The sequence below is a fragment of the Bacillus cereus group sp. MYBK101-2 genome (genome assembly GCF_051918845.1).
GTDB classification, from domain to species: Bacteria; Bacillota; Bacilli; order Bacillales; family Bacillaceae_G; genus Bacillus_A; species Bacillus_A paranthracis.
In genome coordinates, this window is record NZ_JBQAIE010000007.1 from 213,680 (window position 1) to 229,887 (window position 16,208).

A 16,208-nucleotide genomic window follows, 5' to 3' on the forward strand; every position below is an offset into this window, starting at 1 on the left:
AATTTGTTCACAAAATGTTCACTTACGAAGAGGTTTCCAATATCGATATAATGACAAAGACTCAAAGAGAAAGGATGATGAATTTTGCCAACAACAAGAAAGGAAAACCTCCAATTTGGTATGATGATGTGCCTTGGGATGGTTATCGTAATGACGTTTTACAATTTACTAACGAATGGATCAGGAGGGCCAATTCATATTAAGGAGATCGCATTAGAACTACTAATTGCATTTATTATTGCGCTATTAATTGAAATATGTATCGTTGGACCTTGTGCGAAAAAAATTGTATTCATGTTTCCATTTGATAAATCTAAGAAAATAAATATTATCGTTGCAATGGCGACAACTATGGTAATCGGAATGGTGTTCTTTATGTCATTTTTCGGTATGGCTATGATGCATTTACATGGTGGACTACAAGGAGATTCATTTGTTTCAATTTATTTTTCGATTTTTATTAAAAATTTCATAATGGCATATCCATTACAATTAATTATTATGGGGCCACTTGTGCGTTTCTTATTTGCAAAGTTTATTTTGAAGAATAAAGCTGTAAAAGTAGCGTAAATAAATTTGTATTATCTAACTATAAAAATTATATAATATTAAATGTGATCTATTGAAAGATTGTAGCATGCATAATGAAGATAATCTAAATCATACGCTTAGTTAGGTGAAAACATTATGAAAATTAAGAAGGTATTATGAGTCAAAAGAAAAAATATAAGTAGAGCTATGTGTGAAAAAGAGATTTTAAAGTAAAACAGTGATATGTACAAAGAGGGGTGCAAATGCAACCCTCTTTATACATTCTATAAGCTTTACCATGCCAAGGAATATGGTATATGTAAGAGTCTTGATATGTTTATTGCTTGGATTGAACCAACTTAAAAAAGGATTGTACGTTTTGTGGGCTTGAAAAATTATCAAATACAATAAAATCGTCTCCATGGTTCATAGTTATTTTTTTGATAAAAGGGATTGCAGACATCTCTAATACAACCCCATCCGTATGACTGAAATCTTCTATTTCAGTGTATTTGAATTCCCATTTTAGTCCTTTTCCAAACATAGCATCAGAACAGAACAATAATCTTTTATTTGTAGCAGCTAAAATACCAGATCGGCTCATATAACCAAAATTTATTACGCAGTAGAGTGTAGAAAGAATATTTTCCTCACTGTTTAAGTATTTTTTTATTGTACTTAGATTCGCCTTCATAAGCAGGTCTCCTTATTGTTGAAAGTAAAGTGTAGAGCTGTTTAATCCATTTTACCATATATTAATCTTTTTGGATTTATAAAAGTGTAATTTTCTATAGAATAGAAGCGTCTAGTAAGGACTTTTAGGTGAGGGATGAAAAGGAGAAGAGAATTCTTTTTAGTTTCTAGTACAATAAAAAACAATGAGAATATGACTAGAAATTAAAATATTACTAAATATACGTAACTAATGAATAGAATGTCTTTTTCAGTTATTATGTTGTAAATCATTTTATGATAAAATCTTTTACATAATTTAATAAAGGGGCAGTATTCTATGGGTTATTTCTCAAATGGTTTATTAGTTTTGTTTGTGCTTATCGTATGTAGTTGTATAATTTTTGGTTAATAATATAATGAGAGTCTTACATAAAAGAAGTTATCTCAAGTGAGGTAACTTCTTTTTATTTTAGGTTGAGAAGGAATTCTATCTTTCTTATTGAAGTTTGTTCTAGTTATTTTCACGTCAATCGCAATTTTCATAAGGGGAATTTTATGGAACATTAACAAACTATAGAATAGGGAGTATTTACATGAAAAATAGTATACATTACACAAGTGAACATCCTACAAAATTTAATGAATTATTAGCTTTATATGAATCTTTAGGATGGAATTCTCTTAAATTAACAGTGAATGAATTAGAACAAATGTGTAAACAAAGTTGGTATGCAATATACGCATTTAAAGAGCAACAATTAATTGGTATGGGGCGTGTTATATCAGATGGTGTAATAACAGGTGTTATTTGCGGTGTATGTGTAATGCCGGAGTATCAGTATATTGGTATTGGAAAAGACATAGTGAAACGATTAATCCATCACTGCGAACAAAACAAGGTTATTCCGCAACTTATGTGTGTGGAAAAATTGCAATCTTATTATGAATCTATAGGGTTTGAAGCATTCTCTATTGGGATGACAAAACATATTATGAGATAGCGGTGCTTTATATTTTCAGTTTACTCGTACATATTTTCAAACTTCAGTTATAAAGGAGAATTGCTGTATGGAGATTGCTAAAGGGGTAGAAATGTTACAACTTAAATTTCAAGAATTTATCATTCACCCAATTCTTTTATGGAATGATGAAATGGCAGTTTTAATAGATACTGGTTTTCCTGGACAATTCGAAGATATACAAGTAGAGATGGAGAGAGTTGGGGTATCTGTTGATAAGCTAAAAGTTGTGATTTTGACACACCAGGATATAGATCATATAGGTAGCCTTCCTGATGTATTGGAGAATGGTGTAAGCGATATTAAAGTATATGCGCATGAGTTAGATAAGCCATATATTGAGGGAGATTTACCTTTATTGAAAGATGTACATGTAGAGAATCCACCAAAAGGAAAAGTGAGTGACACAGTGATTGACGGGCAAGAACTTCCGTATTGTGGTGGAATACTAATTCTCCATACTCCAGGGCATACTCCGGGGCATATTAGTTTATATTTGAAACAAAGTAAAACTCTTATTGCAGGAGACTCGATGTATAGTGTGAATGGAAAGTTAGGAGGAATTCACGCCCCAACAACTTTAAATATTAAAGAAGCGCAGGAGTCTTTGAAGAAGTATTTAAATCTAGATATTAAATCTGTAGTTTGTTACCATGGGGGATTAAGTAAGGGGAATATAAAGATTCAACTTCAAAATTTGTAAAAGTCGAAGATAATAATTTTTTAATAATGGATGCTAAAGTGTAGTCTAATTGTTGGTATATAAATAAAATACTTAAATGATAAAAAAGCATGTTTGAAGAAATACAAACATGCTTTTTTATTAAAGGAAACCCATGTAATTTTAACGTCCTAATCCGTTCCAATAAAAAGAAACGATTTCTTGTGCTAATTCATCTATATTTGTAAGAATAGGATTGTCATTTTCATCTTTAAAATTCCCAATTGATAATAAAGATACGAATGCATGAGCGGCAAATTTAGGGTTTCCTTTTTGGATTTCTCCAAGTTGCATCGCTTTATCGAGTGTTTTTTCTAATACTTCATACATGCTATCTTCAGCTTTTTTTAATTCTTTTAATTGTTCTTCAGATAAAGATAGTTTTGCATCTTTCATAAAATTTTTCATATCGATATCCATTGTGGCATGTAAGTAAACTTTAGCAAAGTCCAATAATCTTTCTTTTAAAGTCTTATTTGTAGAAAGGATTTGCGACATATTCTCACGTATACGTACCATCATTTGAATCATAGTAGCGGTAAATAAATCTGCTTTTGTTGAATAGTAATAGTAGACGGTTGCTTTCGTAACACCACAAACTTTTGCTACTTCCTCCATAGAAACGACTTGATAATTTTGAGTAAGAAATAACCGAGTTGCAACTTCTAAAATGGTTTCTTTTGTAGATTTTATATTTTTATTTTGACGAGGCCTTCCAAGAGGGCGTTGTTTTTGTTCCAAATCCATTCGCTCCTGACATGTATTGTTTAGATAATTATAACATAATTTTTATTCATTCTTGATTAATTAACCGACCAGTATATATAATTAATAGTGGAGGAAAAAAGGAAGGTGGGTTTTTTATGAAAAAGCACCCGTTACATATGTTAGGGAGGCTTGTAGCAGGGAAAAATACGCAATGGATCACTTTATCGGTATGGATTCTTATTACATTATTACTTTCATTTACGTTACCACAAGTAAATAGTACGAAAGAACCGAACCCGAAAAATTTACCCGAAACAGCTATGTCGCAGCAAGCGGAAGCACTTATGAAAAAAGAGTTTCCGAATAATGCAGGGAATCCTTTATTAGTAGTATGGTATAGAGATGGTGGATTACAGTCGCAGGATTATAAACTCATACAAGACGTTTATAAAGAGTTAAAAGCTAGTCCTTTAAAGGAACAATCAACGTTACCACCATTTGATACAATCCCGGAACAAGTATTATCAAAAAGTGCATCAAAAGATGGTACATCATTTGTTACACCAGTATTCTTTAACAAGTCAGCTGGAACAGATATATTAAAAGGAAATCTTGATGATTTAAGAAAGATAGTGAATAGTAAGGTGGATGTAGATCCATTTAAACAAAAAATAAGTGATTCTGGATTACATGTTCGATTATCTGGACCAGTAGGCATTCAAACAGATGCAGTTAGTTTATTTAGTCAAGCAGATGTGAAATTGTTAGTTGCTACTGTATTACTTGTATTAGTCCTATTAATTTTGCTATACCGTTCACCAATTTTAGCAATTTTACCTTTACTTGTTGTTGGCTTTGCATACGGTATTATTAGTCCTACACTCGGTTTTTTAGCTGATCACGGATGGATTAAAGTCGATGCCCAAGCGATATCAATCATGACAGTGTTATTGTTTGGTGCTGGAACGGACTATTGCTTATTTTTAATTTCGAGATATCGGGAGTACTTGTTAGAAAAAGAAAGCAAATATAAGGCGCTGCAACTTGCAATTAAAGCTTCTGGCGGGGCAATAATAATGAGTGCGTTAACAGTTGTACTTGGATTAGGAACATTATTACTTGCTCATTATGGTGCCTTCCATCGATTTGCAGTACCATTTAGTGTTGCTGTATTTATTATGGGAATCGCTGCTTTAACAATTTTACCAGCGTTATTATTAATTTTCGGTAGAGCTGCATTCTTCCCGTTTGTACCGAGAACAACTTCGATGAATGAGGAATTAGCAAGAAGGAAAAAGAAAGTAGTAAAAGTTAAAAAATCAAAAGGTGCCTTTAGTAAAAAACTTGGAGATGTTGTAGTACGTAGACCGTGGACAATCATTATGCTTACTGTATTTGTATTAGGTGGATTGGCATCATTTGTACCACGTATTCAATACACGTATGACTTATTAGAATCGTTTCCTAAAGATATGCCTTCACGCGAAGGGTTTACGTTAATTAGTGATCATTTTTCAGCTGGGGAACTAGCGCCAGTAAAAGTTGTTGTTGACACGAAAGGAAAAGAGCTTCCTATTAAACAAGAACTAGAGAAATTTTCTTTCGTAAAAACAGTGAAAGACCCAAAAGAGGGGAAAGAAAATAAGCAAATTAAAATGTATGAGGTTTCTTTAGCTGAAAATCCATACTCAATTGAAGCATTAGATCAAATCCCTAAATTGAAAACTCGTGTAGAAAAAGTATTAAAAGACGCTGGACTTAGTAATGCAGAAGATCGACTATGGATTGGCGGAGAAACGGCTTCATTATATGATACAAAGCAAATTACAGAACGTGATGAAGCGGTTATTATTCCAGTAATGATTAGTATTATAGCTTTATTATTACTTGTTTACCTACGATCAATTGTCGCGATGATTTATTTAATTGTAACTGTTGTTTTATCATTTTTCTCTGCATTAGGAGCCGGATGGATATTACTTCACTTCGGTATGGGAGCACCGGCCATTCAAGGTGCAATACCGTTATACGCATTTGTATTTCTAGTTGCTTTAGGTGAAGATTATAATATCTTTATGGTTTCAGAAATATGGAAAAACAGAAAGACACAAAATCATTTGGATGCAGTAAAAAATGGCGTTATACAAACAGGTAGTGTCATTACATCTGCAGGTTTAATTTTAGCCGGAACTTTTGCTGTATTAGGAACACTTCCAATTCAAGTGCTCGTTCAATTTGGTATTGTAACAGCAATTGGTGTATTACTAGATACGTTTATTGTAAGACCACTACTTGTACCGGCAATCACAGTCGTTTTAGGCCGCTTTGCTTTTTGGCCAGGAAAACTTTCAAGGAAGAGTGAAGAGATACAAAAAGTGGATGCGTAGTTGAAAAAGCCAAGGATACTTTCCTTGGCTTTTTCAATGTAATTAATTTTTTGAAGTCAAATCATCAGATGCAGCATGATCAGCATCTTCAATATCGGTTTCTGGCATTCCATATAAGCCGTTCATTGCTTGTTCTTCGATAGTAAGATTTGCAGTATTATTATTTTGAATAGAAGTAGCGTTTTCGATAACATTTTCTTTTTTATTTACATTTTTGTTATTCATGTGTGAATCCTCCAAATTTCATTTGATTTATCTATAGTATGTGGATTGATTTCCAGAAATATGTGAATTGATTCTTATAGATGTAATATAATTAAATAAACAATTAGGGTGAAATGTAAACTGTTAGGAGTGAACAATTATGGTGAAAGCAAGGAAAATTGAACTGTTACAAAGTGATAATGGATGGAAAAATAATCGGGGGAATTATAGTTACGATCTCAGGTAAGTCATATGGCCGGATTGATCGTATTTTTGTAGAGCCTGTTTATCAAGGAAAAGGAATTGGATCAAATGTTATTAAATTAATAGAAGCGGAGTATCCAAGCATAAGGATTTGGGATCTTGAAACATCTAGTAGACAACTTAATAATCATCATTTTTATAAAAAGATGGGTTACCAAACAATTTTTGAATCAGAAGATGAGCATTGTTACGTGAAAAGAATAGGGACGAGCTCAAACAAAGAAAGTGTATTTAAAAATGAAGACATGAAAAATAGCCAATATGAAAACTGTAACTTGGAAAATACCGAGTATTATCAAGTAAATTTAAAAAATAGTTCATTTATTGGTAGTAATATAAGGAATATGAATATGAGCAATTGTAATGTAAGTCAATCCAAGTTTAGAAATATTAATTTTAGAAGTTCTTCATATGCAGATTTAAATCTTTCTGGCAGTAAATTTAGTTTGGTGACTTTAGGTGGAGTTCAATTTAAAGATACAAGTCTTGGAGATGAGAAGGAACCTATTTTATTTGATAATTGTGATTTACAAGGTAGTGTAATACATAATAGTAACTTGAAGAATATTGAAATAGAAAATTGTGATATAGCCGGTATGAAAGTAAATGGTATTCCAATGGAAAAGCTGCTTGCATTATATAATAAAGTAAAAAGTTAACCGGTTTAATGTAGATAAGTTTGTTCGTAAAGCTAATATTATGCCGAAATAATTATATAAAAATAACATAAAGAAATAAAGGAGAGAAGGGATTTCATGCAGGAGGCTAGAATGAATATATGTATTGTTAAGAATACGGAGGGAAGAAAATATGACGATCAAAGTAAGAGCAGTAGAAATACAAGATGCCAGAGCGATTCACCGTATATGCATACAAGATGACGTTTTACCTTATATGGTTTTCTTACCTAGCATGCGTGTAGATGCGATGGAAAATAGAATTCGAAATTTAGCACCAAATCAATTTGAATTTGTCGCAGAGTATGATGGGGAAGTTGTAGGATTTGTTGGGTTAACCCAAAGTCCTGGACGTAGATCTCATTCGGGTGATTTGTTTATCGGGGTAGATAGTGAATATCATAATAAAGGCATTGGAAAAGCTCTTCTTACAAAAATGCTTGATTTGGCTGATAATTGGTTAATGTTAGAGAGAGTAGAACTAGGTGTTTTAGAAACGAATCCTAAAGCGAAAACTCTATATGAAAAATTCGGATTTGTAGAAGAGGGAGTAAAGATAGGAAATTTGAAAGCTCACGGAAAGTTTATTAATGAAATTATGATGAGTCGTTTTAGACCTGATGGTTTAATTGTACATAATGGATAGTGAAAGCATGACAGTATAATGTCATGCTTTTTTATTAGAATTTGGTTGTAATAAAAATAATGCAAGACCAATAAAAATAACTGTAATGCCTAGTCCTTGTTGTAAAGAAATAGTCTCATTTAATATAAAGTACGCTAGTATACAAGTCCCAATTGTTTCTCCTAAAATGCTCATGGAGATTACAGTAGCACTCATCCATTTTAATAACCAATTAAAAATCGTTTGCCCTAAAATCGTAGCAATAAATGCTAAGCCAATAAAGCACAGCCAAGTTTGTGTAGAGTAGTGGATGAAAGATTCGTTTTGCATGTAAGAGAATACACCAAGAAAACAGGCACTACTCCCATAACTAATTATCGAATACGGTATAAGTGATAAATCTTTACGAACATATTGGCTAATGAAAAAGTATGCGGTAATAATTCCGGCCGCAATAAACGCTAAAATATCTCCGTATAAAGCTTCTCCACTAATTTGGAAGTCTTGCCATCCGATAACGATACTTCCTGAAATAGCAATGAGACAACCGATAATCGCGCCTCTCGCAAACTTCTCCTTGAATAAAAAATAACCACCAATCATTGAGAATAAAGGTTGTAACGTTACGATAACAGTAGAGCTTGCTACAGAAGTATATTGTAACGATTCAAACCATAGTACATAATGTGCAGCTAAAAATAGCCCAGAAATGAATCCGAATCCCCATTGTCTTCTTGTTATTGTTTTTAGTTCGTTTCGATTGTTTCGATTAAAAAGTAATAATGGTAACAGAATTAATGCAGCGAAAAATAATCGATAAAAAGCAATGATAGTTGCAGGAGCATCTGCCAATTTTACAAAAATCGCTGAAGTTGATAAGGCGAATACACCGAAAAATAAGATGCAATATGAAAGAATAGGTGATTTCAAAGTTTGTCCCTCCGATAGATTGTCTAATATAATAAACTAAATATGATAAAATGTACAAAGGTAAGTATATAAGTCTCGGAGACGATAGAAAAGGATTATTTGCCTTTGTTTAGTAAGTCAGCACAAAAGCGATAAAATATATATTATGATGGACGAAGGAAGGATTTACTATGATACATGATAGGCTTGGACAAACTGTATTAAGTTATCGTAAGAAAAATAAGATGACAATTCGCGAATTTGCGGATTATGCAGGAATTAGTACTTCATTAATTAGTCAAATTGAACGAGGACATGCAAATCCCTCGTTAAGTGTATTGGAATTAATAGCGAAAGCGTTAAATGTACCGCTATTTACACTATTTATTAATGAGATTGATACAGATTCACTCATTTCTAAGAAGAAAGATAGAAAGAAAGTATATCGAGAAAATAACGATCACATCGTATACGATGTATTAACACCTGATTTTATGAAAGCGCGTATTGAAATGTTAATGATGGACCTAAATAAACAAGCAAATACAACGGAAAATCACTATTCACATGAAGATAAAGAAGAAATTGCTGTTGTTATGAAAGGAGAAGTTTATGTGGAGTTAGAAGGAAAAGAGTACTTCTTAGAAGAAGGAGATGTTGTACGTATCCCACCAAATGTGAAACATCGTTTTTTGAATAAAAGTGATGAATCCAATCATATTTTATTTGTATTGACGCCATCTTTAGGATGAGTATAAAGTGATTTTTATTACGGGGGATAAAAAGATGGAAAATAAAACTGTTTTAAAAGGTGGCTTGTCAATTGATTGGGATTTTGGACATGTCTTTAAATTCTCATATAGTTACTTTGATCATATTAAGAGGGCTCCAAAATATAAAGATATAACTTTAGAGAAATTCCGATTTGTTATGAAGACGTAATGAAGCCTAATGGTCTGTATTAAGGTACAAAATATAAATTTATTTGTTGTTAGTATATTATTTTAAAATATGTAAGATTTTACATGAGTATTTTACTTTTACTAATTATGTAAATAGGCTATACTAAAATACATACATTTTAGTATTGGAGAGAGAAATAAAACGACATGGAATTAGTAAAATTGGAAAAAGTAATTGAAATAAAGAAAGAAGAACTTTTATATTTAGTATCAGATTACGGAATTCAACATGAAAAAGTATTGGCATTAAGTCAAGAAATAGACAAATTAATTAATTACTTTATGTTTTTAAAATAGGAAGAACTATGACATGATGTGAAAATGTTATAGTTCTTTTTTATTTGGAAATTCAGATGTATATTCTATATACTAATAATAGATGGAATATTCTGTTTTATGAGAGGGGAATATATGATATTACATGCACACATTTCAGGTGAAGGAGAACCAATTGTACTTTTACACTCTGGAGGTATGACAGGTTTAGTAGAATATGAAGAGCAGGCAGCACTTTTTGGAGAACAAAATTATCAAGTCATTCGCCCTGATTTAAGAGGGCATGGAAAATCAGGGGGGACATTGGAGAACTATTTCCTACGTTCTGTAAAGGACTTATATGATACGTTAGAGCATCTACAAATTGATAGATGTCATATAGCTGGTGTTTCACTAGGAGGATTAGTCGCTTTATTATTTGCAAAAAAGTATCCAGAGAAAGTGAGAACATTAACTTTTTCAGGTATATTTCCAGTTAAGAGGGATAATTGGGAAGAGTCTCTGGAGTATGAAGCGAAGTGTCATCAGCAATTGATGAAAAATGAAGAAGTTATAACGTATATGAATAAAATTCATGAAAAAAGTGATTGGAAAGCATTGCTTGAATCGTGGCAAGTTAAAGATTGGTATCCTTTCGATGAAACTGGTGATGTAGCGAATCTTCAAATACCTACACTCTGTATTGTTGGGGGAGATTCAGAAGATGAAGTTACAGCTGCTACAACGTTCAAACAATTAAACGGAAATATTCATATTGCCGTTATTCCGTTTGCCGGTCATTTAGTACATAATGATCAACCGAAAATTTATTCAGATATATTGTCTAATTTCTTACAGAATGCGCAAGTTGCTAGTCGAATATAAGGACTTTTGGGTATAATAATAAAGGAATTATTAATTGTATCGGTTAGGAGCGCAATACATATGAAAACAGTTGTTGTCATCGGTGGAGGTATAACGGGACTTTCTACTATGTTTTATTTAGAAAAATTAAAAAAGGATTATAATATAGATTTAAATTTAATCCTTGTAGAAAAAGAAGAGTACTTAGGTGGGAAAATCCATAGTGTAGAAGAAAAGGATTTTATTATGGAATCCGGAGCAGATTCTATCGTTGCTCGTAATGAACATGTCATGCCGCTTATAAAAGATTTAAATTTAGAAGAAGAAATGGTGTATAATGAAACGGGTATTTCTTACATATATTCTGATAATATTTTACATCCAATTCCTTCTGACACTATATTTGGGATACCGATGAGTGTCGAGTCGTTGTTTAGCAGTACGCTAGTATCAACGAAAGGGAAAATTGTTGCTTTAAAAGATTTCATAACGAAAAATAAAGAGTTTACAAAAGATACTTCTCTTGCTGTATTTTTAGAAAGCTTTTTAGGGAAAGAGTTAGTAGAAAGACAAATTGCTCCGGTGCTTTCAGGTGTATATTCTGGTAAATTGAATGAGCTTACTATGGCGTCTACACTACCGTATTTACTGGATTATAAAAATAAATATGGAAGTATTATTAAAGGTTTTGAAGAGAATAAAAAGCAGTTTCAATCAGCAGGAAATAAAAAGTTCGTATCATTTAAAGGTGGATTATCTACGATTATTGATCGTTTAGAAGAAGTGCTGACTGAGACGGTTGTTAAGAAGGGTGTTGTAACGACAGCTGTAAGTAAACAAGGTAATCGCTATGAAGTCTCCTTTGCAAATCAAGAATCAATCCAAGCTGATTATGTTGTTTTAGCAACTCCGCATGATATCGCAGAAACTTTATTACAGTCTAATGAGTTAAACGAGCAGTTTCATACATTTAAAAATTCATCACTTATAAGTATTTACTTAGGATTTGACATACTAGATGAACAATTACCAGCGGACGGCACAGGATTTATCGTAACAGAAAACAGTGATTTACATTGTGATGCTTGTACATGGACAAGCCGGAAGTGGAAACATACATCTGGAAACCAAAAGCTATTAGTGAGAATGTTTTATAAGAGTACGAATCCGGTATATGAAACGATTAAAAATTATAATGAAGAAGAACTAGTACGAGTCGCTTTATATGATATTGAAAAGAGTCTCGGAATTAAAGGTGAACCAGAAGTAGTTGAAGTGACAAAATGGAAAGATTTAATGCCGAAATATCATTTAGAACATAATCAAGCAGTTCAAACATTACAAGAAAAAATGACGGATCTATATCCTAATGTATACTTAGCGGGTGCCTCATATTACGGTGTCGGTATTGGTGCGTGTATTGGAAATGGAAAGAACACTGCAAATAAGATAATTGCAACATTAAATGAACCGACAAATTAATATAGCATACATATATAAATAAAATGTCCCTCCGTTATGCTGGAGGGACATTTTATTTATTTCACTTGAATTGAGATCTTTTTATTCGTTGTATGATTCTCAGTAATCATTAATGTTATGTTACCGGATTCTTTAAATGAATATGATGAGAGTTGATAAAGCTCTTTTATACCATGTTTCTCTTTTAATTTATTGGCAGGAAGTAATGTTATGTTCGGTTTCCATGTTTCCTGTTTACCTGAAGGATAGTTTACTATTATTTCTGGATTATTTAATTGCATTGGTTTCCAAGAGGCAAAATGTAGCTTAACTTCTGTATCTTTTTTTAGTAATTCTTCTGAGAAATATCCAAGCTCTCCAACGTTACCGAAAACAGTAAAGTTTTGATTTTGTAATGTGATATCTAGATGTTTAGGTTGATATGTTGCTGCGTGATAGATTCCATATGAAAGAGAAAGAGTAGCGGCGATTAAAATGCTGATTAAAAATGTTTTAAAGCTATTGCCTTTAAAACTAGTCATCATAAATGAGTTTGGAGTGAACTTTTTTGCGAATAAAAATATGAGTAATATGAGTAAGAGGGATAAACCGATGAATATATACAAAGGAAATTTACACCTCCACAATAAAATAATGTATTGACTATATTTCACCATAAATGTATGGGGTAGGGTGTTGCTTTAGAAGGGAAAAGTGAGTATGGAATAAAGAGATGATCAGTGTACTATAATCATCTCTTTATTTTTCGCATCATGTAAATGCAAGAAGGGTTACTCTTAGTTCGTATTGAATTAAGAGGGGAGGCTACTCTTGAAATATTTGATTAATGGGACATTGAGGACTTTCCTAATTATAAATATTTTTTCTGCTATAATGAATAAGTAGAAAGAAAGGAGTGATCCTATGACATTTCCTATATTAGAAACAGAACGTTTGCGTTTAGTTGAAATAGAACAATCTTATTGTCAAAAAATATATGAAATCTTTTCATTGGATGAGGTAACGTGTTATTACGGTATGAATTCTTTTACAGAGTTTGGACAAGCTTCACGTATGATTGAATCTTTTTCAAAAAATTACTTTGAGAAAAAGGCAATACGATGGGGGATTGTATTAAAAGAAACAAATACTTTAATAGGTACAATTGGATTAAATAATTTACAATTATGGAGTAAACGATCTGAAATTGGATATGACTTACATCCTCGTTATTGGGGGAATGGTTATGCGTCAGAAGCAGCCAGGGAAATTATTCGTTATGGATTTCAAGATTTAGGCTTATTTAGAATTGGTGCTATTACATACCCTGAAAATGTTACTTCTTGTAAAATGTTATCTAAAATAGGCTTTCATAAAGAAGGATTATTACGTGGATATATTCATCAAGGAAATAAGCAACATGATGCATTATTGTATTCTATAGTTCGAACGGATGTTGAAGATATAAATTTATAATAAAAAACCCCTCTTAAATAAGAGGGGTTAAGTAAAAAATTAACCTAACTTAGGTAATAAACGTTCTCCGCTTTTCATGCTACTTTTACATAAAGGGCATTTAGGCTCTTCTTCAAATGAAAAGTTCTTTCTCATCCATCCTAAACAATCCTCTGCTTCACATTCCCAGACAGGGGTTTGTTCTGGTGGTACTTCTGCTACATCGTTCTTTCGATTGCGATACATGTAACCACTCCTTTTATGTAAAAAATTTTAGTTATATATTAAAAAGGTTGTTAACCGTGCTGGTAACAACCTTTTTATTGTTTGAATTATAGCTTTACAACGTTTTTAGCTTGAGGTCCACGGTTACCGTCTTCAACTTCGAAGCTAACTTCTTGACCTTCGTCAAGAGATTTGAAGCCGTCGCCAGTGATAGCTGAGAAGTGAACGAATACGTCGTTGCCACCTTCAACTTCGATGAAACCGAAACCTTTTTCGCTGTTAAACCATTTTACTTTACCTGTTAATGTCATGGTAATGCCTCCTAAAAATTAAAAAGATTACAATATGTTCGGCCTTATTTGAATGAAAAATAAAATTTCACATATTATCAAAAACCCATAAGGAATATAAAATGTTCCTGATTGATACTTGATAATATGCAAAGAAAATATACTGTTAAATTGACCTTAATTACTATCTTACAACAAATGGTGGGAAATAGCAAGTGCTGGTAATACCAGTCTAAAATAGGATGGTAAAAGACACAAAAACATCTCTTTTATTTATATATTATTCCTAATTTTGGTTTATGCTAAACTGAGAACATTTTTATTGAGGATTTGTATTAAGGAAACGATATAGAGTACAAGAATATTGTTGATTTATTAAGGAGGCGAGAATATTGCAGTCTACTCAATTCAAAATATTGGAAGCAGCCAAAGAAGGAAGAAGAAAAGTTCATCCAGTATTCGCTGTTATACTTGCAATTTTATTTTTAACTTTAGGTGAATTGTTTATGTTATTTATGTTGTTTTTACCGAAAGCAGAAACACTTTTAATGAAGGCGATTTATAGCAATATTGAGATGATATTGACATTTGGGGGTGCTATATTTTTTGTTTTTTTATGGATTAGATTCGTAGAAAAAAGATCAATTGCATCTATTGGCTTTTGGAGGAATCAATGGATAAGAAAATATTTGAAAGGTGCATTAATAGGTTTTGTTTTCATTTCAATACCAGTCTTGCTACTTTTATTAACTGGAAATGTACAACTACAAATGCAACAAATTACACCAACCGCTATGCTTGGAATTGTGGGTTCTTTAGTTGCTTTTTTAATACAAGGTGCGACAGAAGAAATTGTTGTTCGAGGTTGGTTATTTCCGGTTCTTTCTGTTAGAAGCCGTATATGGGTCGGTATTGTTGTAACTTCTTTTTTATTTGGTTTTCTTCATTTACTAAATCCAGGTATTACAATTCTTTCAATATCGAATATAATATTAGTTGGTGTGTTTGCAGCTTTTTACGTTTTGAAAGACAGTAGTCTTTGGGGTATATGTGCGTGGCATTCCATTTGGAATTGGGCACAATATAACGTATTCGGTTTTGCGGTTAGTGGAATGGAGATGTATTCTACACCACTTTTTAGACCTGTAGCAAACGGATCGGAGCTCTTTCATGGAGGCTCATTCGGAATTGAGGGGAGTATCATTACAACAATAATGCTCTCCATCGCTTCAATTGTTTTATGGAAACAGTTATGGGGGAGAAAATCGAAACAACGAGATTTTAGTTAATGAAAGAGGGAGAAACTATGGGGATTATAGCGTTTGAAGGAGCGAGTGCGGTTGGTAAGAGCACAACGTGTCGTGAGTTAGAAAAGAATTATGGTGCTTATATTATACCTGAAGTGAATTTATTATTTGAAAGACCAAAAAATGAACATAGAACATGGTATTTTGAAAAACAAGTAGAGCGCTGGAAAATAGCAATGCAGAAGTCAGAGCAATATAAATTAATAATACTTGATGGAGACATTTATCAGCCGCTTAGTTATAATTGGTGTTTCCATTTTGAAATATTTGATCAGCCATTATCTTTAATAGAAAACTTTTATAAAGAAAAACTGATTAATAGGGAAATTGGTTTTCCTGATCAATATTTTTATTTATATACGAATGATGAAGAACTTAGAAAACGGAAAGAATTTGACGAGACAAAAAGAAGAAGAAACTTTGAAAAACATTTACATATATCAAAATCGTTTCAACGTTATTATGAAAATTTAAATGCCATTACAGACGGGTACTGCAAAATAATTGAAGCGAAAAGTGTAAAAACGAATGAACTAGAAATTGTAAATAACTTAAACAGTTTACATGTGTGTGAAGAGAGTCGTTTTGATGTTTCGAGATTAGATGCGATTACGAAGTGGTTAAAAGAAAATCGCGCATAAAAAGAACGAGTACCTTATAAGGTACTCG

20 protein-coding genes and 1 pseudogene are annotated in these 16,208 nt (G+C 32.2%); 14 read left to right on the forward strand and 7 right to left on the reverse strand.

Annotated features, from left to right (window positions below):
- Window positions 1-84 precede the first annotated feature (84 nt).
- Entirely contained in the window at window positions 85-570 is a 486-nt protein-coding gene (locus ACTFSI_RS16115) for a DUF2798 domain-containing protein (RefSeq protein WP_440045495.1), read from the forward strand.
- 298 nt (window positions 571-868) lie between these two features.
- On the opposite strand, the gene ACTFSI_RS16120 is transcribed toward ACTFSI_RS16115, so the two are convergent.
- On the reverse strand, window positions 869-1,225 hold the full coding sequence (locus ACTFSI_RS16120) for a PH domain-containing protein (protein WP_044791090.1): 357 nt from the start codon (window positions 1,223-1,225) through the stop codon (window positions 869-871).
- Window positions 1,226-1,799: 574 nt separating this feature from the next.
- Here ACTFSI_RS16120 and ACTFSI_RS16125 point away from each other — a divergent pair.
- Window positions 1,800-2,207, forward strand: coding sequence for a GNAT family N-acetyltransferase (locus tag ACTFSI_RS16125; protein WP_000797950.1), 408 nt, complete (start codon window positions 1,800-1,802; stop codon window positions 2,205-2,207).
- 67 nt (window positions 2,208-2,274) lie between these two features.
- Window positions 2,275-2,928: an MBL fold metallo-hydrolase gene (locus tag ACTFSI_RS16130; protein WP_073543468.1), complete on the forward strand. Its 654-nt coding sequence runs from the start codon at window positions 2,275-2,277 to the stop codon at window positions 2,926-2,928.
- A 141-nt stretch (window positions 2,929-3,069) separates the two neighbouring features.
- Here the strand turns inward: ACTFSI_RS16130 and ACTFSI_RS16135 are convergent, their stop codons facing one another.
- Window positions 3,070-3,693, reverse strand: a complete 624-nt coding sequence (locus ACTFSI_RS16135; RefSeq protein WP_275894085.1) for a TetR/AcrR family transcriptional regulator — start codon at window positions 3,691-3,693, stop codon at window positions 3,070-3,072.
- A gap of 116 nt (window positions 3,694-3,809) precedes the next feature.
- On the opposite strand from ACTFSI_RS16135, the gene ACTFSI_RS16140 reads away from it, so the two are divergent.
- On the forward strand, window positions 3,810-6,041 hold the full coding sequence (locus ACTFSI_RS16140) for an MMPL family transporter (RefSeq protein WP_440045496.1): 2,232 nt from the start codon (window positions 3,810-3,812) through the stop codon (window positions 6,039-6,041).
- 42 nt (window positions 6,042-6,083) lie between these two features.
- On the opposite strand, the gene ACTFSI_RS16145 is transcribed toward ACTFSI_RS16140, so the two are convergent.
- Complete coding sequence (locus tag ACTFSI_RS16145; RefSeq protein ID WP_138322035.1) at window positions 6,084-6,266, reverse strand: DUF4021 domain-containing protein; 183 nt, start codon at window positions 6,264-6,266, stop codon at window positions 6,084-6,086.
- Between the two features lie 155 nt (window positions 6,267-6,421).
- Here ACTFSI_RS16145 and ACTFSI_RS16150 point away from each other — a divergent pair.
- Window positions 6,422-7,168: pseudogene (locus tag ACTFSI_RS16150) on the forward strand (GNAT family N-acetyltransferase); the annotation flags it as partial.
- Window positions 7,169-7,319: 151 nt separating this feature from the next.
- Window positions 7,320-7,832 (forward strand): GNAT family N-acetyltransferase, encoded by a 513-nt coding sequence (locus tag ACTFSI_RS16155; RefSeq protein ID WP_000153562.1) that lies wholly within the window; start codon window positions 7,320-7,322, stop codon window positions 7,830-7,832.
- A 21-nt stretch (window positions 7,833-7,853) separates the two neighbouring features.
- Here ACTFSI_RS16155 and ACTFSI_RS16160 read toward each other — a convergent pair whose 3' ends face one another.
- Window positions 7,854-8,741 (reverse strand): DMT family transporter, encoded by an 888-nt coding sequence (locus ACTFSI_RS16160; RefSeq protein WP_000841790.1) that lies wholly within the window; start codon window positions 8,739-8,741, stop codon window positions 7,854-7,856.
- 170 nt (window positions 8,742-8,911) lie between these two features.
- On the opposite strand from ACTFSI_RS16160, the gene ACTFSI_RS16165 reads away from it, so the two are divergent.
- The 5 genes from ACTFSI_RS16165 to ACTFSI_RS16185 all read left to right on the forward strand — a co-directional run bounded on the left by ACTFSI_RS16165 (window position 8,912) and on the right by ACTFSI_RS16185 (window position 12,283).
- Window positions 8,912-9,472 carry a helix-turn-helix domain-containing protein gene (locus ACTFSI_RS16165; RefSeq protein ID WP_000581022.1) on the forward strand — a complete coding sequence of 187 codons (561 nt, stop codon included), beginning with the start codon at window positions 8,912-8,914 and terminating at the stop codon, window positions 9,470-9,472.
- A 34-nt stretch (window positions 9,473-9,506) separates the two neighbouring features.
- On the forward strand, window positions 9,507-9,662 hold the full coding sequence (locus ACTFSI_RS16170; RefSeq protein ID WP_167495102.1) for a hypothetical protein: 156 nt from the start codon (window positions 9,507-9,509) through the stop codon (window positions 9,660-9,662).
- Window positions 9,663-9,829: 167 nt separating this feature from the next.
- Window positions 9,830-9,979, forward strand: coding sequence for an aspartyl-phosphate phosphatase Spo0E family protein (locus ACTFSI_RS16175; RefSeq protein WP_000424361.1), 150 nt, complete (start codon window positions 9,830-9,832; stop codon window positions 9,977-9,979).
- Window positions 9,980-10,093: 114 nt separating this feature from the next.
- A complete protein-coding gene (locus ACTFSI_RS16180; protein WP_139896407.1) occupies window positions 10,094-10,822 on the forward strand; it encodes an alpha/beta fold hydrolase in 729 nt (242 codons plus the stop codon).
- Between the two features lie 60 nt (window positions 10,823-10,882).
- Window positions 10,883-12,283 (forward strand): protoporphyrinogen oxidase, encoded by a 1,401-nt coding sequence (locus ACTFSI_RS16185; protein ID WP_044791104.1) that lies wholly within the window; start codon window positions 10,883-10,885, stop codon window positions 12,281-12,283.
- A gap of 56 nt (window positions 12,284-12,339) precedes the next feature.
- Here ACTFSI_RS16185 and ACTFSI_RS16190 read toward each other — a convergent pair whose 3' ends face one another.
- The gene (locus tag ACTFSI_RS16190) at window positions 12,340-12,888 is read right to left on the reverse strand and encodes a hypothetical protein (RefSeq protein WP_044791105.1); all 549 of its coding nucleotides are present in this window, start codon (window positions 12,886-12,888) and stop codon (window positions 12,340-12,342) included.
- Between the two features lie 298 nt (window positions 12,889-13,186).
- Between ACTFSI_RS16190 and ACTFSI_RS16195 the strand changes: the two genes are divergently transcribed.
- Window positions 13,187-13,738, forward strand: coding sequence for a GNAT family N-acetyltransferase (locus ACTFSI_RS16195; protein WP_044791107.1), 552 nt, complete (start codon window positions 13,187-13,189; stop codon window positions 13,736-13,738).
- Window positions 13,739-13,777: 39 nt separating this feature from the next.
- Here the strand turns inward: ACTFSI_RS16195 and ACTFSI_RS16200 are convergent, their stop codons facing one another.
- Both ACTFSI_RS16200 and cspD read right to left on the reverse strand, forming a co-directional pair.
- Complete coding sequence (locus ACTFSI_RS16200; protein ID WP_000286198.1) at window positions 13,778-13,963, reverse strand: cold-shock protein; 186 nt, start codon at window positions 13,961-13,963, stop codon at window positions 13,778-13,780.
- An 86-nt stretch (window positions 13,964-14,049) separates the two neighbouring features.
- On the reverse strand, window positions 14,050-14,253 hold the full coding sequence (gene cspD, locus ACTFSI_RS16205) for a cold-shock protein CspD (RefSeq protein ID WP_000176368.1): 204 nt from the start codon (window positions 14,251-14,253) through the stop codon (window positions 14,050-14,052).
- Between the two features lie 371 nt (window positions 14,254-14,624).
- Here cspD and ACTFSI_RS16210 point away from each other — a divergent pair, with 371 nt between their 5' ends.
- Together ACTFSI_RS16210 and ACTFSI_RS16215 are read left to right on the forward strand one after the other, a co-directional pair.
- Entirely contained in the window at window positions 14,625-15,521 is an 897-nt protein-coding gene (locus ACTFSI_RS16210) for a CPBP family intramembrane glutamic endopeptidase (protein ID WP_275894087.1), read from the forward strand.
- Window positions 15,521-16,180: an AAA family ATPase gene (locus tag ACTFSI_RS16215; protein ID WP_130983644.1), complete on the forward strand. Its 660-nt coding sequence runs from the start codon at window positions 15,521-15,523 to the stop codon at window positions 16,178-16,180. The genes ACTFSI_RS16210 and ACTFSI_RS16215 overlap by 1 nt, the downstream gene beginning before the upstream one ends.
- Window positions 16,181-16,208 lie beyond the last annotated feature (28 nt).